This window comes from Kosakonia radicincitans DSM 16656 (assembly GCF_000280495.2).
In the GTDB taxonomy this organism is placed as follows: domain Bacteria; phylum Pseudomonadota; class Gammaproteobacteria; order Enterobacterales; family Enterobacteriaceae; genus Kosakonia; species Kosakonia radicincitans.
This window is the reverse complement of sequence record NZ_CP018016.1, coordinates 760,817-786,133: the sequence shown is the minus strand read 5'-3', so window position 1 is coordinate 786,133 and position 25,317 is coordinate 760,817. Positions and strand designations below refer to the sequence as shown.

General features: G+C 51.9%; 22 protein-coding genes and 1 tRNA gene. 8 read left to right on the top strand and 15 right to left on the bottom strand.

Annotated features, from left to right (window positions below):
• The first annotated feature begins 45 nt into the window (after positions 1-45).
• Positions 46-1,683 (top strand): ATP-binding protein, encoded by a 1,638-nt coding sequence (locus Y71_RS03955; RefSeq protein WP_007370182.1) that lies wholly within the window; start codon positions 46-48, stop codon positions 1,681-1,683.
• Positions 1,673-2,365, top strand: coding sequence for a response regulator (locus tag Y71_RS03950; RefSeq protein WP_007370181.1), 693 nt, complete (start codon positions 1,673-1,675; stop codon positions 2,363-2,365). The genes Y71_RS03955 and Y71_RS03950 overlap by 11 nt, the downstream gene beginning before the upstream one ends.
• Before the next feature lie 30 nt (positions 2,366-2,395).
• On the opposite strand, the gene Y71_RS03945 is transcribed toward Y71_RS03950, so the two are convergent.
• On the bottom strand, positions 2,396-4,531 hold the full coding sequence (locus Y71_RS03945; RefSeq protein WP_007370180.1) for an ornithine decarboxylase: 2,136 nt from the start codon (positions 4,529-4,531) through the stop codon (positions 2,396-2,398).
• Positions 4,532-4,931: 400 nt separating this feature from the next.
• Between Y71_RS03945 and Y71_RS03940 the strand changes: the two genes are divergently transcribed.
• The gene (locus Y71_RS03940; RefSeq protein ID WP_007370179.1) at positions 4,932-5,648 is read left to right on the top strand and encodes a DUF554 domain-containing protein; all 717 of its coding nucleotides are present in this window, start codon (positions 4,932-4,934) and stop codon (positions 5,646-5,648) included.
• Between the two features lie 105 nt (positions 5,649-5,753).
• Positions 5,754-5,829: transfer RNA gene (locus tag Y71_RS03935), tRNA-Phe, on the top strand.
• Positions 5,830-6,214: 385 nt separating this feature from the next.
• Here the strand turns inward: Y71_RS03935 and Y71_RS03925 are convergent.
• Positions 6,215-7,138, bottom strand: a complete 924-nt coding sequence (locus Y71_RS03925) for a LysR family transcriptional regulator (protein WP_007370178.1) — start codon at positions 7,136-7,138, stop codon at positions 6,215-6,217.
• A 101-nt stretch (positions 7,139-7,239) separates the two neighbouring features.
• On the opposite strand from Y71_RS03925, the gene Y71_RS03920 reads away from it, so the two are divergent.
• Complete coding sequence (locus tag Y71_RS03920) at positions 7,240-7,998, top strand: SDR family NAD(P)-dependent oxidoreductase (protein ID WP_007370177.1); 759 nt, start codon at positions 7,240-7,242, stop codon at positions 7,996-7,998.
• Between the two features lie 495 nt (positions 7,999-8,493).
• Here Y71_RS03920 and Y71_RS30940 read toward each other — a convergent pair whose 3' ends face one another.
• Positions 8,494-10,080 (bottom strand): methyl-accepting chemotaxis protein, encoded by a 1,587-nt coding sequence (locus Y71_RS30940; protein ID WP_007370175.1) that lies wholly within the window; start codon positions 10,078-10,080, stop codon positions 8,494-8,496.
• A gap of 654 nt (positions 10,081-10,734) precedes the next feature.
• On the opposite strand from Y71_RS30940, the gene Y71_RS03910 reads away from it, so the two are divergent.
• A complete protein-coding gene (locus tag Y71_RS03910; protein WP_007370173.1) occupies positions 10,735-12,756 on the top strand; it encodes a carbohydrate-binding protein in 2,022 nt (673 codons plus the stop codon).
• Between the two features lie 66 nt (positions 12,757-12,822).
• Here Y71_RS03910 and pstS read toward each other — a convergent pair whose 3' ends face one another.
• From pstS to budA, 6 genes are all read right to left on the bottom strand, one after another.
• A complete protein-coding gene (gene pstS / locus Y71_RS03905; protein WP_035889631.1) occupies positions 12,823-13,860 on the bottom strand; it encodes a phosphate ABC transporter substrate-binding protein PstS in 1,038 nt (345 codons plus the stop codon).
• A gap of 423 nt (positions 13,861-14,283) precedes the next feature.
• Positions 14,284-15,837, bottom strand: coding sequence for an MFS transporter (locus tag Y71_RS03900; RefSeq protein ID WP_007370171.1), 1,554 nt, complete (start codon positions 15,835-15,837; stop codon positions 14,284-14,286).
• Positions 15,838-16,242: 405 nt separating this feature from the next.
• Positions 16,243-16,410 carry a hypothetical protein gene (locus Y71_RS30335; RefSeq protein ID WP_007370169.1) on the bottom strand — a complete coding sequence of 56 codons (168 nt, stop codon included), beginning with the start codon at positions 16,408-16,410 and terminating at the stop codon, positions 16,243-16,245.
• A gap of 217 nt (positions 16,411-16,627) precedes the next feature.
• On the bottom strand, positions 16,628-17,398 hold the full coding sequence (locus tag Y71_RS03895) for a (S)-acetoin forming diacetyl reductase (RefSeq protein ID WP_007370168.1): 771 nt from the start codon (positions 17,396-17,398) through the stop codon (positions 16,628-16,630).
• Between the two features lie 17 nt (positions 17,399-17,415).
• Positions 17,416-19,095 (bottom strand): acetolactate synthase AlsS, encoded by a 1,680-nt coding sequence (gene alsS / locus Y71_RS03890; protein ID WP_007370167.1) that lies wholly within the window; start codon positions 19,093-19,095, stop codon positions 17,416-17,418.
• A gap of 22 nt (positions 19,096-19,117) precedes the next feature.
• The gene (budA, locus tag Y71_RS03885; RefSeq protein WP_007370166.1) at positions 19,118-19,897 is read right to left on the bottom strand and encodes an acetolactate decarboxylase; all 780 of its coding nucleotides are present in this window, start codon (positions 19,895-19,897) and stop codon (positions 19,118-19,120) included.
• 107 nt (positions 19,898-20,004) lie between these two features.
• Here budA and Y71_RS03880 point away from each other — a divergent pair, with 107 nt between their 5' ends.
• Entirely contained in the window at positions 20,005-20,877 is an 873-nt protein-coding gene (locus tag Y71_RS03880; RefSeq protein WP_007370165.1) for a LysR family transcriptional regulator, read from the top strand.
• A 35-nt stretch (positions 20,878-20,912) separates the two neighbouring features.
• Here Y71_RS03880 and Y71_RS03875 read toward each other — a convergent pair whose 3' ends face one another.
• From Y71_RS03875 to Y71_RS03865, 3 genes are read right to left on the bottom strand one after another with little or no spacing between them, the layout of a single operon-like run.
• Complete coding sequence (locus tag Y71_RS03875) at positions 20,913-21,269, bottom strand: TehB family protein (RefSeq protein WP_007370164.1); 357 nt, start codon at positions 21,267-21,269, stop codon at positions 20,913-20,915.
• 23 nt (positions 21,270-21,292) lie between these two features.
• The gene (locus Y71_RS03870; protein ID WP_007370163.1) at positions 21,293-21,622 is read right to left on the bottom strand and encodes a DUF1869 domain-containing protein; all 330 of its coding nucleotides are present in this window, start codon (positions 21,620-21,622) and stop codon (positions 21,293-21,295) included.
• Between the two features lie 10 nt (positions 21,623-21,632).
• Positions 21,633-21,965: a TehB family protein gene (locus Y71_RS03865; RefSeq protein ID WP_007370162.1), complete on the bottom strand. Its 333-nt coding sequence runs from the start codon at positions 21,963-21,965 to the stop codon at positions 21,633-21,635.
• A gap of 212 nt (positions 21,966-22,177) precedes the next feature.
• Between Y71_RS03865 and Y71_RS03860 the strand changes: the two genes are divergently transcribed.
• Positions 22,178-22,765 carry a flavin reductase family protein gene (locus Y71_RS03860; protein ID WP_007370161.1) on the top strand — a complete coding sequence of 196 codons (588 nt, stop codon included), beginning with the start codon at positions 22,178-22,180 and terminating at the stop codon, positions 22,763-22,765.
• Positions 22,766-22,807: 42 nt separating this feature from the next.
• On the opposite strand, the gene Y71_RS03855 is transcribed toward Y71_RS03860, so the two are convergent.
• From Y71_RS03855 to Y71_RS03850, 3 genes are all read right to left on the bottom strand, one after another.
• Positions 22,808-23,893 carry a pectinesterase family protein gene (locus Y71_RS03855; RefSeq protein WP_007370160.1) on the bottom strand — a complete coding sequence of 362 codons (1,086 nt, stop codon included), beginning with the start codon at positions 23,891-23,893 and terminating at the stop codon, positions 22,808-22,810.
• Entirely contained in the window at positions 23,893-24,036 is a 144-nt protein-coding gene (locus Y71_RS30330; RefSeq protein WP_007370159.1) for a hypothetical protein, read from the bottom strand. Before Y71_RS30330 ends, Y71_RS03855 begins: the two co-directional genes overlap by 1 nt.
• 245 nt (positions 24,037-24,281) lie before the next feature.
• Entirely contained in the window at positions 24,282-25,316 is a 1,035-nt protein-coding gene (locus tag Y71_RS03850; protein WP_007370157.1) for an ABC transporter ATP-binding protein, read from the bottom strand.
• Between the last annotated feature and the right edge of the window lies 1 nt (position 25,317).

Here is a 25,317-nt window from a genome sequence, read left to right as displayed (position 1 = left end):
AAAAGATGCTACATTGGCGCATTGTTGGCTGCCGTGCGTGATGTCATGAAAGTCTCTTTCCAAATCAAACTTTTTATTTCACTGGTGCTTTTTTTCTCCGGCCTCTTCGTTTTATTAGGCGTTTATTATTACAAGGATGTTGGTCGCCAGCTATACCAGGAGATGAGCGCAAGAGCCAAAATACAGGCGGAAGAAATAGCGATCATTCCGAATTTACGCCGGTCGGTTGCTGATAAAGATATTCGAGCCATCGCGCAATTTATGCATAAAGTAGTAGCGCACAGCGATGCAAGCTTTATTGTTATCGGCGATGACAAAGGGCTGCATCTATTTCACTCAGTGCATTCTGATGTCGTCGGAAAAACGTTGATTGGCGGTGACAATGCCGAGGTACTACAGGGAAAAAGTACAACGACCATTCGCAAAGGAGGGCTGGGGATTTCACTACGCAGCAAAGCGCCAATATTTGATGATACCGGGCATGTGGTGGGGATTGTTTCCGTCGGCTACCTGACCAGCTATCTCGACACGATCACACTGGGTAAAGTGATCAACATTTTTATCGCCGCAGTGCTGTTACTGGTCGCACTGTTTGTTTTTTCCTGGTTTTTTACCCGCAGCATCAAAAAGCAGATCTTCTCACTGGAGCCGCGCGAAATTGGCCTGCTGGTGCGCCAGCAGAAAGCGATGATGGAGTCGATCTACGAAGGGGTAATCGCCATTGATAGCGAACTGCGTATTGAGGTGATTAACCAGGCGGCGCGTAAACTGTTGGGTTTAAGCCAGCCGACGCGCGCGCTACGCGGACAAACCATCGCCGAAGTCATTGCACCAGTGCCCTTTTTCGCCCGCGAGGTGATGCTGGAGAATGACACGCACGATGAGATTTGCCGGTTCAACCAGTTGACAGTCATTGCCAGCCGGGTGCGCATTATGCTGGAGAATAAGTTACAGGGCTGGGTGATCACCTTCCGCGACCGCAATGAGATCGACAGCCTCAGCGCGCAACTAAGCCAGGTAAAACGCTATGTCGATAACCTGCGCATTATGCGCCATGAGCAACTCAATCGCATGGCCACGCTGTCGGGGTTGCTGCACATGGAGCGTTACGACGACGCCATTCGCTATATTCAGGCGCAGTCAGAGCATGCGCAGGAACTGCTGGACTTTATCTCATCGCACTTTAGTTCGCCGACATTGTGCGGCCTGTTGTTGGGTAAAGCGGCACGCGCCCGCGAAAAAGGTGTCGAACTGGCGTTTGATCCGTCGTGCCGGATGGATCGCCCCTGCCGCACGCTGGGCGAGGCAGAGCTGATTTCGATCATTGGCAATCTGCTGGATAACGCCATTGAAGCGACACAGCGCGCAGAGTTGCCGCACGAGCCGGTCGAGGTGCTGATCCTGCAGCATGAACACGAGTTGATTATTGAGGTGGCGGATCGCGGCGTGGGGATCGCGCCAGAAATCCGCGAGCACATTTTTGAGCGCGGGATAACCACCAAACGCCGTGGCGATCATGGTATCGGGCTGTACCTGATCGCCAACTATGTCGCGCATGTCGGCGGGTCGATTGAGGTCTCGGCCAACGAACCGCGCGGTACCATTTTCTCTTTGTTTATTCCTGAAACGGGCAACGTACTGCGTCCCGTACCGACCCTGGAAGATCAGAATTATGCAACATGAACTGATAGACGTGCTGATAGTGGAAGATGAACACGCCCTTGCGCAGCTTCATGCGGAGCTTATCGGCAAACATCCGCGCTTGCGGCTGGTGGGAATCGCCTCGTCGCTGGCAGAAGCAAAAGTCATGCTGGACAGCATGCAACCGCAGCTGGTTCTGCTGGATAACTATCTGCCGGATGGCAAAGGCATTACGCTGATTAGCGATACGCAAATTATCCGCGCCAACTGCTCAGTGATTTTTATTACCGCCGCCAGCGACATGGATACCTGTAGCCAGGCGATCCGCAATGGCGCGTTCGACTATATCCTCAAACCGGTGTCGTGGAAGCGGTTGAGCCAGTCGCTGGAGCGCTTTGTACAGTTTGCCGACCAGCAACGGGTGTGGAAAATCGTCGATCAGCAAAACGTCGATTCACTCTATCAATTGCAGGCCAAAAACTACCGCCAAGACAATGGCAGTAAGGGCATTGAGGAGAACACGCTGGCGCTGGTACAAAAGCTGTTTGCCGACGATGCCGAACGCTGTTTTTCCGTTGATGAGGTGGTCAGTGAGACAGGATTAAGTAAAACCACTACCCGTCGCTACCTCGAACACTGCGTGGAGGCTGGTTTTCTGGTGGTCGAGATGCAGTACGGAAAAATCGGCCACCCGCGCCGTATGTATCGCCGGGTGGCCGCGTAATGCTGTCCCTTATCGGACAAAGGAGCGAGGTTACTTCAGCACATAGCCGTACAGGCGTTTGATCCCGTCGGCATCGGTTTCGGAATAGACGCCCTGCAACTCCGGAGAAAAGCCCGGTAGCAGATTGACGCCTTCTTCCAGCGCCAGGAAGTAGCGCTGGACGGCCCCGCCCCACACTTCACCCGGCACCACGCACAGCACGCCCGGCGGGTAAGGCAGCGCGCCTTCAGCGGCGATGCGCCCTTCTGCCTCACTGATACGCACCAGTTCAACGTTACCGCGAATAAACTCGCTGTTGGCGTCCTGAGGATTCATCACCACCGCTGGCAGGCTCTCTTTGCGGAACATCGCTTTTTGCAGATCCTTCACATCAAAGCTGACATACAGATCGTGCATCTCCTGGCACAGCTCACGCAGGGTGTAATCGCGGTAGCGCACCGGGTATTTGTTAAATATAGTCGGCAACACATCGGCGAGCGGCGTGTCATCCTCAATATGCTGTTCAAACTGACCGAGCATCGCCACCAACTGCGCCATCTTCTCTGCGCTCTCGGCTGGCGTCAGCAGGAACAGGATCGAGTTGAGATCGCACTTCTCCGGTACAATGCCGTTCTCGCGCAGGAAGTGCGCCAGAATGGTCGCCGGGATCCCAAAATCGGCGTATTCCCCGGTTTCCGCATCGATACCGGGCGTGGTCAGCAGCAGCTTGCAGGGATCGACAAAGTACTGTTCGCGCGCATAGCCCTCAAAGCCGTGCCATTTGTCACCCGGCTCAAAGCTGAAGAAGCGGCGTTCGCGGGCAATCACCTCGGTGGGATGATCCTGCCACGGGCGGCCAGCGATCTCTGGCGGCACGAAAGGTTTGATCATTTTGCAGTTGGCAATGATCGCCTTGCGCGCTTCGATCCCCAGCGCCACACACTCGGCCCACAGGCGGCGCCCGCTCTCGCCCTGATGGATTTTGGCGTTCACATCCAGCGCGGCGAACAGTGGATAGAACGGGCTGGTCGAGGCATGCAGCATAAAGGCGTTATTCAACCGCTTATGCGGGCAGAATCGCGCCTGACCGCGCAGATGGTTATCCTTCTTGTGGATCTGCGAGGTTTGCGAGAAACCGGCCTGCTGTTTGTGCACCGACTGCGTGACAAAAATACCCGGATCGTTTTCGTTCAGATCCAGCAGCAGCGGCGAGCAGTCCGCCATCATCGGGATAAACTGCTCGTAACCAACCCACGCCGAGTCAAACAGAATGTAATCACACAGGCTGCCAATCTTGTCGATCACCTGACGGGCGTTGTAGATAGTGCCATCGTAAGTCCCTAGCTGGATCACTGCCAGGCGAAACGGACGTGGATGATCAGCCTTATGCGGTGCGACATCGCGGATCAGATCGCGCAGGTATTTCTCATCGAAACAGTGCTCGTCGATGCCGCCGATAAAACCAAACGGGTTACGTGCCGCTTCCAGGTAAACCGGCGTTGCTCCGGCCTGGATCAGCGCGCCGTGATGATTGGATTTATGGTTATTGCGGTCGAACAGCACCAGATCGCCGCGAGTCAGCAGCGCGTTGGTCACCACCTTATTAGCGGCGGATGTACCGTTGAGGACGAAATAGGTTTTGTCAGCGTTAAACACTTTCGCCGCGAATTTCTGCGCATGCTTCGCCGATCCTTCATGGATCAACAGATCGCCCAGTTTGACGTCGGCGTTACACATGTCGGCGCGAAAGACGTTCTCGCCGAAGAATTCATAGAACTGGCGTCCTGCCGGATGCTTTTTGAAAAATTCACCGTGCTGATGACCCGGACAGGCAAAGGTGCTGTTGTCCATCTCGACATACTGGCGCAGCGTATCGAAAAACGGCGGCAGTAAATTGTTTTCATAATCGACGGCGGCAGCTTCCAGCTCCAGCCACTCCTGATCTTTACCAGAGATAACCGCCGTAATGCCTTCCGGCATATCGACCGGCTCACCGGAAAACAAGAATACCGGCACGTTAAAGCCTGTCCGTTTGAGCAGCGCCAGAATGCCGCTACGACTCTCCGCAACTGTTATGACGACTGCCGCCACATCCGTAAAGTCGGTACTCTCCAGCGTCACCACTTCTCGGTGGGTGGAAAGCAGGGATACCAGCTCGCAGCTGACGGCAATTTTCATCGATTTCATAAGCACGAATACCCGTTTCAGGGGAGTAAAAGACCCCGGACGAAGCTGCAGCTTCGCCCAACGAACGTGTCTGACTGGAACCAGCTCCAACCGCCAGACATCAGTAAAAGCAGAACGTCTCTGATCTTACTGTTGTCCTACAGTGAGCGTGCGTTACCCTCACCGCATGGTGAGTGAAGTAGGCGATAAAATGAGACGGGCGCCCGTTTGCGCAGGCGCGCAATCTCTCTGGCTAACGGCTGAATGGTGCGTCATCAGGCGGCCCCGTTGAGGTAGAAGAAAATTCGCGCAATCATGGCACCTTTCCCCCACTGGCGCAACCAACGCAGCCTCAACCGCGCATAAAAATGCTATTCTGCGCGGCATATTATTCAGTTATATGAAACACAGGAGTGATGGCGTGTTAACAGGTCCTTTTATCAATGCCGCCGCCGTATTGATCGGTGGAACAATTGGCGCCTTGCTCAGCCACCGGCTGCCGGAGCGGGTGCGTAATTCAATGCCGTCGATTTTTGGACTCGCCTCGTTAGGTATCGGCATCCTGCTGGTCATCAAGTGCGTGAACCTGCCGGTGATGGTGCTGGCGACGCTGGTGGGTACGCTTATTGGCGAGCTTTGCTACGTGGAACGCGGGATCAGCGGCGGTGTCAACGCGCTGCGCAATCTGGTGCAAAAACGCAAAGACGGTGAAGCCAACAGCGCGCATGAATCTTTTATTCAGAGCCTGGTGGCGATCATCATTCTGTTCTGCGCCAGCGGCACCGGGATTTTTGGCGCCATGCGTGAAGGGATGACCGGCGATCCGAGCATTTTGATCGCCAAAGCGTTTCTCGACTTCTTTACGGCGGTGATCTTCGCCACTTCACTGGGTTTTGCCGTCGCGGTGATTTCCGTGCCGATGCTGATTATTCAACTGACGCTCGCCACCTGCGCAACGCTGATCCTGCCGCTGACCACACCTGCGATGATGGGCGATTTCACCGCCGTGGGCGGTGTTTTACTGCTGGCGACCGGGCTACGTATTTGCGGCATCAAGATGTTTGCGGTGGCGAATATGCTGCCTGCGCTGGTGATTGCGATGCCCGTATCCGCGCTGTGGACGGCATTTTTTGCCTGAGTTAGCGTGTAGTATCAACAAAGTGGTGATAGATTGTGCAGTCCGCTACGAATTAAAGAAATTTCGTTGACGGAGCGTGGGGAATCAGGTTTAATGCGCCCCGTTGCCCGGATAGCTCAGTCGGTAGAGCAGGGGATTGAAAATCCCCGTGTCCTTGGTTCGATTCCGAGTCCGGGCACCACTATTTAAAGAACCCAGCCTATGGCTGGGTTTTTGCTTTTCTGCTTCCGGACTCTCCATCGAACTCCGTTCGATTATTCGCCGCAAGCGGCTCACCCCTTCGGGGCCAGCGCGACAAGCGCGCTGTTCAACGCCTGACGGCGTTAGTCCGGGTCCGGGCACCACTATTTAAAGAACCCAGCCTATGGCTGGGTTTTTGCTTTTCTGCTTCCGGACTCTCCATCGAACTCCGTTCGATTATTCGCCGCAAGCGGCTCACCCCTTCGGGGCCAGCGCGACAAGCGCGCTGTTCAACGCCTGACGGCGTTAGTCCGGGTCCGGGCACCACTTCTTCAAAGAACCCGCTCAAAAGGCGGTTTTTGCTTTTCTGGCTACGGTCAGACTGCTTATGGCGTCAGGGGCTGATTATGTGGATTTGCCTCAACTTTACCGGCAGAAAACGCCTCAAGTGAGAAATTAATAAAGGCGCGAATCTTGGGTGTCATTCTTTTATCCCTGAGATATAACAGCCATACCTGTCTTTCTCTTATATGCCATTCCTGAAACAGGCGTACCAGTCTCCCTGAAATCATGTCCTCCGACAGAAGTATTTCTGGCTGCATAACAATCCCAAGACCTGACCGGGCCGCTACCCTCAGCGCCTGTCCATTGTTAATCGTCAGTTTACTGTTTACCGGGATTTCAATTTTTTCCTCACCTCTGCTCAGCCTCCATGGCGAACGGGACGACGTCGAGAGAGAAAGCAACTGATGCTCGAAAAGCTCAGAAGGATGTGCCGGTGTGCCATATGCTTGCAGATATTCCGGTGATGCACAGACTGCCATCCGGTATGGCATCAATGGTCTGCCAATCATACTGCTGTCATTCAGCTCCCCAATTCTGAAAGCAATGTCGATCCCTTCATCAACCAAATCGATAACCCGATCGGTCAGAGTAATGTCAATCTCAACATCCAGTGCCATTTTCCTGTAACGCTGCAGCGCGGGTATGAGACATTCGGTACCAAAAGATATGGGAGCGGTTAGCCTCAGTTTCCCGGCAAAGGAGTGCTGCAATCCTTCAGCCTGCGTTTCGGAGGCCGCCACCCTTTCCAGAATGTCATGGCACTGCTCCAGATAACTGAGGCCAAAATCGGTCAGCTTTTGCTTCCGCGTTGTCCGGTTCAGCAATCGCATTCCCAACCGATCCTCCAGTGCCGCTATATACTGACCCACCATCGCCGGAGTAATGAGCAGCTTTCTTGAGGCAGCACTCATCGATCCGGATCTGGCCACTTCAGCAAAAACCGTCATCGCCCGGAAAAGATCCATTCGATACCTTTACTTTAAAGTCATTAAATTTATAGGCTGATTATCCTTAAAAAACTATTTTATTACTATCCCGGTTGAACTTAATGACACCCGGAGAATTTATGAACAGATTGCGTTTCGTGGACAAAGCCGTTGTGGTTACCGGTGCCGGTAGTGGGATGGGACGGACAGCAGCAATAAGGCTGGCATCAGAAGGCGCAAAGGTTATGCTCCTTGGCCGGCAGGCAGGGATGCTCGAAGAAGTACGTGATGAAATAAAACGAGCAGATGGCCTTTCTTATGTTTTCCCCTGTGATATCAGAAGCCAAAGCCAGGTGGAAAAGACCTTTACCGCTGTTGCTTCTGTTTGCGGGCAAGTTGATGCCCTGTTTGCGAATGCAGGGTATCTCGGGGCTTTTAAACCGCTGGCTGAAGCAGATATCGCGGACTTCAGTGAGCCACTGGAAACCAATCTCAATGGAACATTTCTGACGATCCGCCACTGTCTGCCCCTGATAAAGAAAGGCGCAATTCTGATCAATGCTTCCTGGACCACCGGAAGTGTGATGCCCGGCGCAGGGATTTATGCAGCAACGAAAGCAGCATTGCTTGCAATAATGCGTACACTGGCCGTGGAATGTGGCCCCCGAGGTATAAGAGTCAATGCTGTCAGCCCCGGAGTTATTCTCACCCCGATGGCAGCATCAGCACTACCCGAAGAAACGGTTAACGCGCTGGCTTCACGTTCATTATTACAACGCAATGGTGTTCCTGAAGACATCTCAGGGACAGTGGCATGGTTACTTTCTGATGATGCCAGTTATGTTACAGGGCAGGAAATTATGGTGGATGGCGGTTTCACTATCGGTGGAATGAGGTAACCACTTTTCGTTCAGGACCATGTGATGAAAATCATTTTTATGACATGGTCGCTGGCAATCACTGTGATTTCTCCTGACCTTCCTCGGCTTCCATCCCGTCATCTACTACAGCCGCTCATTCTCTGTCAGGGGAATATCCTGCACCATCCGAATCAGGTGATTCTGGCATTCCGGATACTGTACTTCAGATGACGTTTTCGGAAGGTAAACAGTACCTTGCGCAGGCCATGTGGTGCGGACATTGCTCAAAAAAATCATAGATACAGAAACCATGCCCCCGATGGTACCAGCGCCAGGATTTGCCTCCTGCTGCCTGGCCTGCAGCTATGGCACCTTGCTCAGGTATACCAGCCTTTTATTTCGTCGCGCCAAACCACATATCCCGGTTACCGTTAAGTTTTTTGCCACACGACGGTAATTCTCCTACGGCACGGGTGATGACAAACAACCCATGCCGGAACAGATAACCGAGAAACGGGAAAGTTATGAGGGAGTCTAAGCCACAGTTAATCTGCCGCTGGAACGGCTGGTCGTATCATGATTGACACGAAAAGTGGATATCGCCTCCGCCAGCGCGCTGGCTTGCAGCTCCAGTGAATTGGCTGCGGCAGCGGCTTGTTCAACCAGCGAGGCGTTCTGCTGAGTGACACCATCCATCTGCGAAACGGCAAGATTAACCTGATCTATCCCGGAGGCTTGTTCGCGCGAAGCGTGGGATATTTCCGCAACGGTATCAGTAACATGTTTAACGGATGTCACAATTTCGAGCATGGCAGCCCCTGCCCGCCCGACTTGCTCAGTTCCCGCATTCACCCTGTCCGTTGAGTTTTGGATCAAATCTTTGATCTCTTTAGCGGCTGAAGCGGAACGCTGAGCCAGCGTACGCACTTCACTGGCGACGACCGCGAAACCTTTCCCTTGCTCTCCGGCCCTGGCTGCTTCAACGGCGGCATTGAGCGCCAGAATATTCGTCTGGAAAGAGATGCTGTCAATCATGGAGACAATGTCAGCGATTTTGCTGGAGCTTGTAGCAATTTCATCCATGGTCTGAACCACTTCCGATACCGCTTTTCCGCCCGATTCGGCAATTTCTGACGCCTTAAGGGCCAGCAAATTCGCCTGGTACGCGTTGTCAGCATTCTGCTTCACGATGGAGGCAAGCTGTTCCATTGATGCCGCCGTTTCTTCAAGCGAGGATGCCTGTTCTTCCGTGCGGGATGAAAGATCTAAATTCCCTGCAGCAATCTCCCGGGAACCCACATGTATTTCATCCACCCCGTTTCGAACCTGCGCCACTAAATTACGCAGACTCTCCTGCATACCGCGAATAGCGTTGAGAAGTTTGCCGATTTCATTATTACCGGCCATCTGAATATTTGTTGTTAAATCGCCTTTGGCGACAGTATCAAGATGTTCAATAGCATAATTTAGAGGCCGTAATATTACATTACGAAGAACATACAAAACAGCAACACTAATTAAAAGAGCGAGCAACAATCCCACAAACATAACCCATAATAACTGACGGTATTGTTTTTGTTGCTCATCTACCAAATTATTAACAATTTCATTGGTGCTTTTTTGATATTTTTCCAGTGCGGCTGAGAAACGCCCGCCAGCTTTATCAATTTGCTGCACGTTAACATCGTAGTAACCTTGTACGTCCCCAGCCTTAAGTAATTGCTCAGCCTTATCAAGGAGTGTATTCAGCGCGCCAGCCGAGGTAACCAACTCGGTTTTTATCTCTTCATCCCGGCTATCCATCACCGGCAGAGTTTCAAATCTTCGCAGGTTGACCAGCATCCTTTCGTGGGTGGTCTGAATATTTTTAAATACCCATGCCTCGGTTTTTCCCTCTTTTAACAAGCTTGCATAGACCAGCGCAAAACCAGCACGCGTACGGGCTGAGTCTTTGTAGATATCATTAATCAGGATCACCCGACTGTCAGAATTGTGAATAAATTCAGTCGTGTTTGTTGAACGGGTAAATGCGAAAAAACCCACGGATGAGATAGCCACAATAATCAATACAAATATCGATATTGCGCCTGACAGCGCCACCCTGACAGAAATGTTTTTCATTAATACATCCTTACCTGCGTGTTCCGTAAACCCTCGTGTTATCGGTAACACCATCATCGGCAAGGCCGCTGAATTGTTTAACCTCTTTCTGTAAATTTTGCGAGTCTGCCATTACGCTCCTCTTATTGACTATTACCCCCTGAGCCGCGGCATGAAAAAGCTTAAAAATTAATACTGGCTGCAATTGAACTTGTGGTATGTCGGAATAACAAGTTTACTTCCACAGTGTTTACAAACGCGATGGCTTTCGACCATTAGCAACATTAATCAATCAGGAGGAAAAATGCATACGTTAGGAATGATTACCGATGCAGCAATTGTGCTCATTATTTATTTTTTGGTTAAAAAAAGACGCCATTCAGCCGCAGGCAACAAAACTCAGAAAAAACAGAATTAAACTTTTCACCGGGGTCACTTCCTGGCCCTATAGTACGCCGCTACTTTTCATGCCGTGCCGCGAACCGGTCTTTCCCACGACAGACAGACAATCGTTAAGCTCGTTACCTGACTACAAAAGAATAGTTCCCTGTCGATAATTATATTTCTTATCATTCTGAAGAAATTACTGATATTCATAGCGCCTTCCACTCATACTTTCTCGTTTTCCTTGCCAGTAAACTCCCATCATTATTTAACGCAAGGAAAGGGTTATTCATGAAAATTAAAATTATCGCACTGGCCGTGGCGCTATTCAGTGCCAATAATGCATTGGCTACCGAAAATATCTCTCTTGATATGTATCGCCAGTTATTACCCAAAGATTCCTCTGGCCAGATTGATTATGATCTACATCTGGCAGATAAATTATCACTGCCGTATCACTGCAATATTAAGCAAGACAGTGAAGGCCGTTATGAAATTGATCTGGATAACTGCGAACATCATGATCTTAACTGGAAAAAAGATCGTTCCGGCGTGGTGAAACTGGATCTGCTGGGTGATAGCTCCGATGCCACCATGGTTGAACATAAGTTGTGGGCGATGGCCTTCGCGCAAGCCTATGTCAGCACCATGATCCAGATGCAGTTCGGGCTGGACAAAGAGAACGGTACCTTTGATTTGCAGCGTCCTTTCGGCGTGGGCGAGAGCTTTGGTAACTATTTCGCGCGTAATATGGGACCGAACTACTTTGTCTCTAAAGGGCTTCAGGAAAGTTCATTAGGCCGCGATCTTCCTGCTCCATCGGAAGAAGGAGATGACGGCGTCCTACAAATTGAATATCCGGGCAGCGCCTGGAGTGAATTACAGGGAACTGGCGGCGGCGGTTTCCCGCGTATTTTTGGTATGATGCAACCGAAAAAAATCCTCGACTCCTTCTCCGGCCCGGCACGCAATATTATTGGTTCAGCCGTAACCAGCGGCTTTTATAACGGTTCGGTGATTGGGATTAACACCGGTTCTCTGCCGTGGGATAAAAATAAGACCGATACGACAGTGCGTATTCAGGACTTTATTCAGGACAGTAAGGATAAAGATACATTAGCGATGGTAATGAGCTACATGTACAACCGTGGCCCCTATTCCGTTAAAGAATTGCTGCTGAAAAGCGAGCAAAGTTTCCAGCATTGTATGGCTCTGACAGACCATCTGGAGAGCGATCCGGCCTGTTTCGTTCAGTTGAATGATTTCGGGACTCGCTATATTCGCCAGATCCCATATGTCACTCAAATGCTTAACGAAGCAAGCCTGAAAGAAGAAACCCGCTATGAAACGCAACTGACGCGCCTTGATGTCAGCAACTACTTTGACCTGCTGGCCCGCTATGGTTTCTACAGCAATGCGGAGATGGCGAAAGCCAAGCCTGCCGCGATGGCCCGCTTCGATGAACTGGCGAAAAACGGCGAGATTTCCTGGTCTCACGATTTTGCCAAAGTTCTGGAAGCGCTGATGGTGGAACTGCCGGTCACCCAGTTTGCAGAGAAGAGCCCTATTGACGAGTCGCTGGTTTCTACGCTGACTAACAGTGACGACCAACGTCTGTTCCTCTCCGTGGCGGATAATGTGGGTACGATCGTCTCGCACGACTGGCTGGAGCCGAATGCTAAAATCGCGCTGATGCCGGGTAGCCAGGTGCAGCAGGCCGCATTTGAAAATGGCGCAGGTATGGATTGTGCAACGCTGATCCAGGATCAGCTCAGCAGCCTGGACGGCACGGCACCGGTGCATCTTTTCATTCAGCAGGAGAATGGCCAGTGCTCGATCAGCCAGGAAGGGGATGAAACCCCGTCCGAAAAACCGGGCATTCCGCAGAACGTTCAGGCCAGCAATATCACCACCACCACTGTGACCTTAAGCTGGAAAAAAGTGGCCGGTGATGTCGCTCGCTATCAGGTATACCGTAATGGCGAGCTGCTCGAAAGCCCGAAGTCAGAGTCGTTTACCGACAGCAATCTGAAGCCAGGCACTGCATACGTTTACCAGGTCGCAGCAGAGTTCAGCAACGGTTTAGTGTCCAACCTCAGCGCTTCGCTGAATGTGAAAACGTTAGCGGATGATGCGGAAGAAACGCCAGCGCCGGGTGATGTTACGCCATGGGCAGAGGGCGCCGTATATAAAGTCGGCGATCGCGTGTCGTTCAACGGCAAAACCTATTCCTGCCTGCAAGCGCATAGCGCTATTGTCGGCTGGGATCCGGTCAGCGTTCCGGCACTCTGGAAGCTTGAAAGCGCTCGTTAATAGCGAGCATTGACAATAAAAAAGCCCGGTACGCAAGTATCGGGCTTTTTCCGTGGTGATAAAAAATTAGAACAGCGCTTTACCCGAAGCGTCTTTGACATTCGCTTTCCAGGCGGCACGAACCTGGCTGGTTACAGACTCCGGCAGCGGCGCATAATCGAGGCTGCTCGCAATCGCGTTACCGTTTTTGTAAGACCAGTCGAAGAATTTCAGCACTTCTGCGCCTTTCGCTGCGTCATCCTGTTTTTTGTAGACCAGGATAAAGGTCGTGGAGGAGATCGGCCACGCGTCTTTGCCTTTCTGGAAGGTCAGATCCTGGGCGAAAGATTTGCTCCAGTCAGCCCCTTTGGCGCTGTTACTGAAGCTCTGCTGCGACGGTTCAACCACTTTACCGTCGGCATCAAACAGTTTGGTCCAGGTCAGGTTGTTCTGTTTGGCATAGGCGTATTCCACGTAACCAATGGAACCAGGCAGACGCTGTACGAAAGCGGCTACGCCATCGTTGCCTTTACCACCGAGACCGACTGGCCAGTTAACGGTTGAACCTTTACCAATTTTGCTTGCCCAGTCTGCGTTCACTTTAGACAGGTAGCTGGTGAAGACGAATGACGTGCCGGAGCCATCTGCACGACGCACAACGTTGATATTGGTGTCCGGCAGTTTTACTTTTGGGTTCAGCTTAGTGATTTCCGGATCGTTCCATTTTTTGATGGTGCCCAGGTAGATATCACCCAGCGTTTTACCATCCAGCGTCAGCTCGCCGGATTTCACGCCCGGGATGTTCACTGCCAGCACCACACCGCCAATCACAGTCGGAAACTGGAACAGGCCATTTTTTGCCAAATCTTCATCGCTCATCGGGGCGTCGGATGCGCCAAAATCAACGGTTTTTGCAATGATCTGTTTGATACCACCAGACGAACCAATTCCCTGGTAGTTGACCTGAGAACCCACTTGTTTCTGATATTCAGCGGCCCACTTTGCGTATACCGGGGCCGGGAAGGTACCGCCTGCGCCAGTGACATTGGTTGCTGCGAAAACGGTAGTCGTAGAAAGCGCAAGTGCTGCGGCCATCAGGCGAACAGATGCATTAAACGTTGCCATAATCTCTCCAAAAACGAAAAAGTTGATAGATTTTTGAATAATTTTGCGGACGGAGGGAAGGATAGAGCGCTTATATGACAATTTTGTGTCATGACAAAAAATAGAGCGGTATCAATCAGCAGAAAAAAACCTCCGGGCAATTACCCGGAGGAGTGAATGAAAAGCAAAATAAAAATGAAATTAACCTAAGGGTTAAAATGTGCAACCCGGCAATCACAGATTGGGCGAAGTTGCAGTAGCCGGGGATTATTAGATAGTGAAAAAATCGCAGCTATATGACAAAAGCCCCAAAAGAGTGTAAGCGTATTTTTCTACACATGACCGTATCGTTACAATTCGCGACTGACGGCGCTGACGATATTTATCGCCGCCCGGAAGACTTTCCATCCTGTTATTTTCCGGGCGGGTCTTTACTTACACTTGTTATTTCCGCAGTGCTATCGCGTTATTTAGCGTGACCGGTTCAGACTGGCCCGCAGAATCTTTACACCACAGTTTTTCATAGGTATAACCGGTCAGATCTTCCACCACCGCCCGCGCTTGCGGCGCAACATTCTGTTTCAGACCGTTCGCCTTCAGACGATCGAGTTCATCAACGAAAATCTTGTGCGTGCGCTTGTTCAAATGGAATGTCAGCGCCTGCCACAATGCCACCAGCAATAACCCAACGGTGCCGACAAACAGCAGCAGCACAATGGTGGTCACCGCTTCCTGCGGCTGTACCTGGCTGCCTTTAACGAAACCACCGCTTTGCAGTAACAGACCGACAATAAAGGTGGCAATCGCGACGGTGGTTTTGCGTGAGAAGGTCATTACGGCGGCAAACAGCCCTTCCCGGCGCTGGCCGGAAATCATTTCGTCAATATCCGGAATGAACGGGAAAACGTTCCACGGCGTGAACTCCAGCACACAGCGGCCAACCTGATACACCCCGGCAAGAATCACCAGCAATAGCACCTTGTTCTCCGTCGGGAACTGGTACACCAGGAAGAAACCGCCCAGACACAGGATCATTACGCTGTAGGCGAAAACATAAAGCCGCGATGGGCCATATTTAATCATCGCCACACCCGCCGCCAGCGTTACCGGCAGCCCGACGATACTCATCGACAACAGGGTTCCCGCCAGTGAAGAGGAGACGTGCAGGCAGTAGACACAGAAGAAAACAAACACTGTGTTATAGACATCTTTTGCCGTGAATGAGAACAGATAGATAGCCAGATGTTTACGAAAAGCCCGCACTTTAAGCGTTGAAGCGTAATCTTTAAACAGGGTGAAAACCGCCTGCAATTTCTGGCTCGCGCTGGTCGGCTGGTAGCCTTTTTCCATCTCCGTCAGCATTTCCGGCGTTAATTCACGTTCCCAGGTGACTCGCCAGGAAATAAACACACAGAGCATAAACAGCACGGCAAAAACGATACCGTTAATCAGATAGGCATCGGCATTTTTCTCCCCCAGCCAGCCAATCAACACGCCAGGAATAAACGTGGCGAGGAATGTACCAGCAGCGGAAAGAAACATACGACAGGTGGAAAGTTTAGTGCGTTCATTAAAATCTTTGGTCATTTCCGAGGGCAGCGTTTCCCAGGGAATAAGCACCATTGCCGCGATCACTTCAAATGCCAGGTACACGGCGAGATAAAAGAGAAAATTCATCCCGTCGAGCCATAACAAAATATAAACCAGCATTAATGGTGCGCCGATTAGCAAGAAAAACCGGCGGCGGCCAAATTTCTTGCCGAAATAGTTTTTGTAAAAGTGGTCGGTGAAGCGCCCCATAAATAAGCTGACGATAGCATCAACAATACGGGCAATCGCCACAATCGAAGCCGCTTCAATCGGTGACAGGCCAACAAAGGTGGTATAGAAAAAGAGTAACCATGCACCAATAACGGTAAATGCGCCGCCGCCCATAATATCCGTCATGCCGTAGCCGATACTGACGGGAATAGTGACTTTCCGGTTTTTGCGGATCATAGCGTCTCTCCGCGTTTATGCAGCTTACCCGCCAGCGGGAAACCGTTAACCCAATGAGTTTGTTGTTTATTTTTCATGGACATCAAAACTCCATAAGCAAATCTTCATTCAACCATGTCCAGCGTAAAGCCGGGGGCGTTAAGGCAAATACATCACGGCTTTCACGGTATCTCCCTTACGGTTTTTGTGTCTACTACCATACAAGATAAGGTGTTTGAATTGTGACCGGGGGCGAAGGGTGCAGAAAAAAATCCCTTAAAAAGACGGAAATGAGAGGTGAAACGCAATTTCAAAATGGATTTTGGTGGGGTAAGAAAATAAAAAACCCGCCTGTTTTAGGGCGGGTTCTAATCCGGTACGCACAGTTCATTCCAGTAGCTGTAGCGCATCACCAGATGGAAGCGCTCATTTTTCATCGTAAATCCATACAGAAGGATGATAATCAAGGCCGTAGAGCAGGCCGAATGGGATCATCAGCGCCACATGGCGACCAGAATCATATTCCCCCTCCTCCACGTGTACAGGCAGCACGGGAGCAAGGCGCTCAAGCCACTGTTGCAATATTTTCTTCATCCGCAAGTTCTCCGGCTAAGGTTGACCTTTTCAGTTAAGCGCAAACGCTTCCATAACCAAAACGAGAATTTTTGCGCTGGATTGCCGAAAATCGCATATACCACAGCAGATCATTGTCGCTAACAGTGTTTATTGATGAGAATGACCTTCATTGCGGGATATAAAAAAGCCCCTGCACGATCGCAGAGGCAAGGCTGTGTCCGAGCCATCAAACGTATTAGTTAAATACCATACCGCCATCAATCAGCAGGGACTGACCGGTCATATAGTCTGAATCCGGCCCTGCAAGATATGAGACGCAAGCTGCCACATCTTCGGGTTCTGACAAGCGCCCAAGCGTGATGCGTTTGGCGAACTGTTCGGTGCCGTAACCGAGCGGTTTGCCCGCGGCATCAGAGACCTGGCGATCGATTTCGGCCCACATCGGGGTTTTCACAATCCCCGGACAGTAACCGTTAACCGTAATGCCCAGCGGCGCCAGATCGCGCGCGGCGGTCTGGGTTAAACCGCGCACGGCGAATTTGCTCGAACTGTAAACCGCCAGTTCCGGGTTGCCGACATGCCCCGCCTGCGAGCAGGCATTGATGATTTTGCCACCGTGTTTTTCCGCTTTAAAAGCGCTGACCGCAGCCTGAATCCCCCAAATCACACCTTTAACATTGATGTTATAAACCTTATCCACCACTTCCGGGGTGATCGATTCAATGGGGGTTGAAGGCGCAACGCCTGCGTTATTGACGATGACATCAAAGCCTTTTAGCTTGCTTCTGGCCTCTTCCACCGCGGCAAAAACCTGTTCGCGATCGGAAACATCTACTGTTACAGCAATCGCGCTGCCCTGATGGCTATTGATCTCGTCGGCCACGGCTTTGGCGGTGGCGGCGTTATAGTCGGCAACGGCGACGGCAAAACCATCTTTCGCCAGACGCAGCGCAATGGCTTTACCAATTCCCTGACCGGCGCCGGTCACGAATGCGACTTTTTTCATCACTTCTCCTTGGTTATTCAAAGAATCTGGTTAAGGTTGAGCTGGCCCATCAACAGCGGGTTATCGCTGTAATCCACCGGAATGGCGACGACTGCCGGGCCCTCTGTGTCCATCGCTGCACGCAGGGTCGGTTCAAGTTCCGCCGTGCTCCCGACGGCAAAACCTTTCGCGCCAAATGCTTCGGCATAGGCTTTAAAATCCACCGGGCCGAAATTCACCCCGGAGAGACGCTGGTATTTTTTCTCTTCCTGAATCGCCACCATGTTGTAGGCGTTATCCACCCAGATGATGTGCAACACATTCGCGCCGAGACGCACAGCGGTTTCCAGCTCCATGCTGGATTGCAGAAAACCGCCATCGCCGGAAACCGACACCACTTTGCGCCCGGGGTTAACCAGCCAGGCGCCAATCGCCCACGGCAGTGAGACGCCCATCGTCTGTTGACCGTTAGAAATCATCATCTGGCGAGCGCGGAAGCTATAGAGATAGCGGGCGATCCAGATGTGAAAACTGCCCATATCGACTGTCAGCGTCACGTCGTTATTCACGATGTCCTGCATCGCCCGCACAATGCGCAGCGGATGAATGGCAAACTGGTTAAGCTGCGCGCCTTTGCGATTGAGCAAATCGCGCTGGTTGCAGCGATCAATCAAAATCTCCGACGCGCGCGGGGTGAGGATCAGCGGTTTTTCAATCTTCGCCGCCAGTTTGTCCAGCGTGCTGGCGATGTCGCCAATCAGCTCAACGTCCGGAATATAGTTTCGCTCTTCATAGGCGGGCAGCACATCAATATGCACCAGTCTGGCGTTGCCGGTGTTCCACATCGCAGGTTCATATTCCACCGGGCTGTAACCAATACAGATAACCAGATCCGCCAGATGCAGAAGCCGATCCCCGGCCTGGTTATTGAATAAGCCAACGCGTCCGGCGAAACGGCTGAAATGTTGCTGGTTGACTGCGCCTGCCGCCTGGTAAGTACTGGTGACCGGAATGTGGCTTTTTTCCAGCAGCAGATGCAGCGCCTCGATATTCTCCTGTCGGCTGGCCATCAGCCCCAGCAGAAACACCGGGTTTTCCGCCGCGGCGATCATTTTTGCCACGTCGTTGATCATCGCATCCGGCGCAGCGCCTAACGCAGGAGGCGAGCCGGCAGGCAGGATCGCGCCGCTGGCGGGTTGATCGGCAATATCCTGCGGAAGGCTGACAAAAGAGCTGCCCGGGCGCCCCTGCTCTGCGGCGCGAAACGCATTCGACACCACTTCTGCAATGGCATCAGAAGAAGGGACTTCCACGGCGTATTTGGTTACCGGGCTAAACATCGCGACGGTATCCATGCTTTGGTGCACCAGTTTGGCTTTGTCGGCGCGTTTAACCGCGCCGCCCAGCGCCACCACCGGATCGCCTTCGCTGTTCGCGGTCGCCATGCCGGTGATAAGGTTGGAGCAGCCGGGCCCGGAGGTGACCAGCGCCACACCCGCCTTGCCGGTAATACGTCCGACTGCACCCGCCATAAAGGCGGCATTGGCTTCGTGACGAACCGGAATTATTTGGATGGATGAATCCAGAAGGGAGTCAAAAACTTTATCGATTTTCGCGCCTGGAATGCCGAAAACCTGTTTAACGCCCTGAGCTTCCAGTTGTTTCACCACCATGTCGGCGCCATGCGCCCACTGCTGCGTATGGTTTTCATTGCTCATTAGTCACTCCTTTGTCCGTGTCTCAGCTCTCTACCGAACGAATTGCGGCATCGAGATTATCCGGGTGCAGATCGGCCTGAAGAAACGCCTCATCCGCTGGCAAATCAACCATCAGTTTGTGAATCTCACCGAAGGTCAACGTGCCGTGATCCAACTGATAATCCAGCAAATGACCACCGCCGCGTCGATCGTCGGTAATAAAGTGTTCGTGATAACCGGCAACATTGATTCCCTGCATATGCTGCGGTGTGCGGAAACCAACCAATACGCCCGCGCGGCTGTTAAAGCGAAAGACCGGCTGATCGTCGAGTACGTCGGTCATCGCCCGATAAGGTGGCGTCTGGCGCGGCACGGTGCGGGTGTGCGCGTGGCGAAAATGGCCCTCAATGCGCAGGGCGCAAAAGAGGTTGTCGGAAGGAATCTGTTTATCAACGATCTCGTGCAGTTGTTGACGGCTGACGGGAGCATCGAACTGCTGGCTGTAGCTCGGCCGGAACCAGGTCATCACGGCGAACGGTGTTTTTTGATCCGGACGCGCCTCCCTGGCGCTGCCATCTGCACGCAACTGATAGACTTCGCTGTTGAAGGCAATCAGTTCGCCATCCAGTTCATTAAACGTGCCGAGTCCAAAGTCGCCGTGATTGAGTAAATCCTTAATCGTGGTATTTCCTTCGTAAACCCCACTTAATAGCGCACTCATTAGCGATGTTTGATATATCACACATTCAGGTTTGCTTTTAGAAAAAGCACGAATTGTTTCACTTAAATTTTCTTTGCAGGAACAATCATTTAGATTAGTCATCCTCTAATACCTCATTGAGTAGACCTTTAGAAAAGCTGATTAAATATTGACTCGCTTCAGCGAGAGATTCCAATATACAAACCATCAAGGTTTGAGATGTTTTCGATATGGAACTTCGTTATCTACGCTATTTTGTCGCCGTTGCGCAGACGCAACATTTCACCCGCGCGGCGGAAATGCTGGGCATGTCGCAGCCGCCGCTGAGCCAGCAAATTCGCCGTCTTGAGCAGGAAGTGGGGACGCCGTTATTTCACCGTTTAACGCGCGGTGTGGAGCTTACCGAGGCGGGCGAAGCCTTCTACGAAGATGCCTGCCAGATCCTCGCCTTAAGTGATGCCGCACTGGAAAAAGCCAAAGGTATCGCGCGGGGGATCAACGGCAAACTCTATCTCGGCGTGACCAGTTCCAACGCTTTTCACATCCGCATTTTTGCCGTGCTGCGCCAGTTTCAGCATGACTATCCGCAGGTCATGCTCCATCAGAAAGAGGACAATATGGCGACGCTCATGCAGGAGCTGGATGAAGGGCTGATCGATGTCGCTTTTGTGCGCCTGCCCTGTGAAAACAGCAAAATCTTTAATCTGAAATTGATTGATGAAGAGCCGATGCTAATTGCGTTACACCGCTCACATCCGCTGGCTGATGAAGCCGATCTCGCGCTGTCGGAGCTGCGTGATACGCCTTTGGTGATCTTCCCGCAGGCGGTGGCGCCAGGGCTGTACGAACTGATTTACAACGCCTGTCTGCGCGCCGGCATTAATATGAGCCACCCGCAGCAGGCATCGCAATTTTCTTCATCGCTGAGCATGGTCAGCGCAGGATTTGGTTTCGCCATTGTCCCGCAATCCATGTCCTGCTTTAGTCATCCGCTGGTGACGTTCCACCGCATCAAAGGTGAAGTGTTGAAAACAGACGTGGCGCTGGCATGGAGAAAATTCGAGCGTTCACCGGCGGTGAAGCGGTTTATTGATAACTTCTGAACAAAAACGCCCGGTCTGCGCCGGGCGCGTGGCATTTAGCGGCGATGCGTATTGACCACCTGACCGATCCCTTTTCCTTCCAGCGCTTCGTGCGGATCGGCAAAGAAATCGATATTGAAGTACGTATCATCGGTAAGTAATTCAATGTGATACCAGTATTGCGGCGGGCTGATGCCAAAGTGCCCGGCCTCAATCACCACTTCCACTTCCGGCGTGGTGTCGTACTCACCGGCAAAACCGAAATACTTCACTGCGCCCTGCATTACCGATAAACGGCCATAAACGCCCTTTTTCGTATTGTGATGGGTGAGCAGCGCCTGCGGTACCGTCTCTTTCGTCCAGAAAGGCGTGGAGCGGGTATGGCGGAAGTGAACCGGAATTTGATATGCCATCGTGAACCTCCTGAAGTGTCGTATTACCAGCCGCACACATTGGTTTCTTCATCCGATTCGTAACCACGGACAATGTTAATCAACTCTTTTACCGAATCGGCGGCATTAAGCGGATCTTTCAACACTTCAAGGCTGGAAAATTCTTTATCAACAGAAACGCCATTATTATTGTTCGTGACCGTCAGAATATATTCACTGTTATTTTCGCTAAACCCGGAAGTCAGCTCCGCAACCGCTTCTGCGGCGACATCCGGTACATATAACGACATCGGCTTCAGCCATATTTTTTCTTTCGTTTCATGCTTGCCGGAATGAGAAACCGCTAAAGAATATCCTTTATTTTCAGTCGTCATGATAAATATCTCACTCTTCCAGCAAAATTTTCGGGTCAACATAGAAATCGACGCTAAATATTGTGTCGTCGGTTAATGCTTCAATGTTGTGCCATTTTTCCGGCGGAAAGACGGCAAATTCCCCGGCATTGATCGTCACGGTTTCCACCGGCTGCGGGCTGGTTTCATCCGCGTAACCGTTATAGCGGATCGCCCCTTGCGACACGCTCAGTCGCGGGTAAACACCCTGCCGGGTACCGGCGTCCAGATGGCGTTTCCAGATAGACGCCGGGGCGGTTTCTTTCGTCCACAATGGCGTCGTACGAGTGTGAACATAGTTTGCGGGTATGGTGATACGTTGCATGTTTCATCCTCAAAGTTCTCAGCAAGCGGAGCTCACCGGGAGGGGGAAAAGCATATGTTGCATATCATATACCTCTTTTATGATTTGTAGACTACTTTTTTTAGTGGTTATTTCTTGCTAATTTTCGCTACTCAAAAAGGGTTATTGTAAAAGACCATCAACAGGGTGAAAAATAGTCTCATTACGGCTTTAAATATAAGAGAAAAGGGACAATGAAAAGCAAATCAAAACTCAATTCATTCTATTACGGCTTTCCCGTTTTTATGGTCACAACGCAAGATAGCGAAGGGAAAAATAATATTTGCGCAGCTTCATCATCAATTTCACTTGGCGAGAAAATTATTATTGGAATAAGTAAAGGTAGCAAAACACATAGCAATTTAATTGCCGGTTCCGATGCGGTCATCAATATTCCCGATCATACCCTGTGGGAGAAAGTCGAGCAGGTTGGCAGGCTGACTGGCGGCGATACGCTGTCGGAAAACCAGACCAAATGGGGCGTGGAAATTTGCCATGATAAATTCGCCAAAGCCGGGTTGACTGCGGAAGCCTCAATTGACGTGGCGCCGCCGCGCATTGCTGAATGCCCGATTCAGGCGGAATGCCGTTTAGTGTCCATCAGCGATAAAGGCCGTTTTATTCTCGCCGAGCTGGATATTGTCAATCTGTGGGTAGAAAACCCACTCTTAGGTGAAAACGGCATTGTTGATTCCACCCAATGGAAGCCGCTTATTTTTAATTTCCGCGAATACGACACGGTCGGTGATGCGCTGGGCTTTAACGTTAAATACGGCAACTGATAACGAAAATTGCCCCCGTTGCCGGGGGCAATGCCTGAAAATTTACTCCAGCAGGGTTTTATCCCAGCCATCGAAAATCGCAGCCAGGCTGTATTGCGCTGCGTTCGCCTTCGTGAGCTGGTAGCGCGCGCCGCCCTGCCCGGCGCCAGGCCCGCGATTATCGGATTCATAAAAACGGCTATCTTCCGGGTAGAACCAGATTTTATTCCCGGCTTTATCTTTGCCGGACATTTTGTCCCAGCCGTAAATATGGTCGTCAATCTCGCAGTGAATAAATGCCGCCAGGCCAATGGCATGCGGATCGGCATAACGCCCGTCACTGAATTCAGTGGTTGGATGCCACGGACGCCCAAGCGCAAAGCTGTTTGCCGGCACGCCCGGCTCTTTGCTTAATTTACTGTTGATAATAAACAGGCCAAATTTCTGATCCTGTTGGGTGGCGGGCGCGGTGATATAGCCGTACGGCGGGTCGATATCATTGCGGTTGCGGGCAATAATGTCGCAGCGGTCAAACACCGCAATGCCAGGGCCAAAGATAAAATCGACATGACCGCTAACTTCACAATCGGTGAAATAACTGCGGCTGCCGCTTTTGCTGTAGAACGTGTCCTGATACCCCTCCAGCCGGACATGGCGGAAACGCGCCTTATCTGCACCTTCTGAAATCATCAGCGCTACCGCCTGCGTATCTTTCAGTTTTTTCGGATCGGTATCCGCCAGAGCGGCATTGGCCGGAAAATCAAAGCTGTTGCGGATGGTCAGGTTCTCGATCGTCACGCCGGTGGCGCGGATCTCCACCGTACTGGTACGCCCGGTTCCCCACTTTTTCCCGCTGGCATCCAGCGCGCCCGCAGGGGTATTCGCTTCAATCTGCGTCCGATCTTTTGACTGCCCCACCAGCGTGACCGGTTTTTCAATCACCAGCCGCTCGTTCCAGCGTCCCTCTTTGATCAGAATGCGCCACGGCGTACCGCTTTTCGGCGCAGCGGCCAACGCCTGGCTGATGGTGGCAAACTCGCCCGCCTGCGGTGTGGCGGAAACGACCGCGTTCCACTCTTCTGCCAGTGCAGAGAACGGGCTGGTGCCAATACAAGCCAGCAACAGCACGGAATAGTGCAGTGTCCTCATCAAAACTCTCCTTCGTTTTTCAGTGTGTCAGTCAGCACGCACAACGAAGGTGTCTGGCGAATTTGCCGGGCCACCAGCGTGACAGCATTTGCCATTACGGGCAGACAGCCCAACAGCGCAGTAAATCCCAGAGGGTATTGCATAGGTATTCTCCTGAAACAGATCCTCCCGGCCTTACAGCCCGGTGTAATTGAAAATTTCTGTTTCCTGGAAAATGCGAACTTAACAAAATGCCGGAGCGCGCAATGCATATCCGGCTAAAAGAAGGTGTTAATTATTATAGAGATAAAAACGAAACGAAGTTTTACACATTAAAAAACACTGTTTTGAGATCAGATTCAAAAATATGACAGATGGCAAACAAGCCCGCAGCAAAGCGGGCGGGAGATCACAAAGCAAACACGCGCGCGCAGCCGTTAATCTGGATATTGACCTTCATACCCGGCAACCAGCCTGGCCGGGTAACGGTCTGCACGGTGATGCGTTCATCTGTATGCGCAAAAGCGAGCGTCAGCGCGGAGAGATAACCCACGAAATCGATATCCACAATGTGCGCCTGCGGCAGCCCCGCTGCGCTATCGCACGGCTCAACGCTGATTTGCTCCGGGCGCAGCATAATGCGCCGCGTGCCGGAAGCAGATACATCATCAACCGGAATATCGCCAAGCTGGCAGCGCGCTTTCCCTTGCGTCACCTCGGCAGGCAGAATCAGCGCGTCGCCTAAAAACAGCGCCGTTTCTTCATCCGCAGGCTGCGAATAGACCTCAAAGGGCGAGCCAATCTGGGCAAAGCGCCCGTGACGAATCACCGCAATCTGGCTGGCGAATGACAGTGCCTCTTTCTGATCGTGAGTGACCAGAATCGACGCCACACCCGCCTGAGTGAGTAAATCTGCCGTCGCTTTACGCGTGGCGGCACGCAAACCAGTATCAAGCGCGGAGAAAGGCTCATCGAGCAGCATCAGCGCCGGTTGTTGCGCCAGCGCACGCGCCAGAGCAACGCGCTGCTGTTGACCGCCGGAGATCTCATGCGGCCAGCGCTGGGCCAGTTTGCTATCCAGCGACACCATTGCCATTAACGCATCCACGCGCGCACGCTTCCCATGACGGGAGCCGCTCAGCCCCCAGGCAATGTTTTCCCCCACGCGCAAATGCGGGAACAACGCACCTTCTTGCGGAACAAAACCAATTTTACGTTGATGAGCGGGAACAAACTGATCGCCAGCAAATAGCGGCTTTCCGTGCATCATTATCTGTCCGCTGTCCGGCCGCTCAAACCCGGCAATCAACCGCAATAACGTGGTTTTCCCCGAGCCAGACGGACCAACAATCGCCGTACGGCTGCCGGGAGGAATAAGCAGGTTCACACTGTCCAGCACACGTGCGGAGCCAAAGGATTTGGAAATATTGCTCAGTTCTAACATC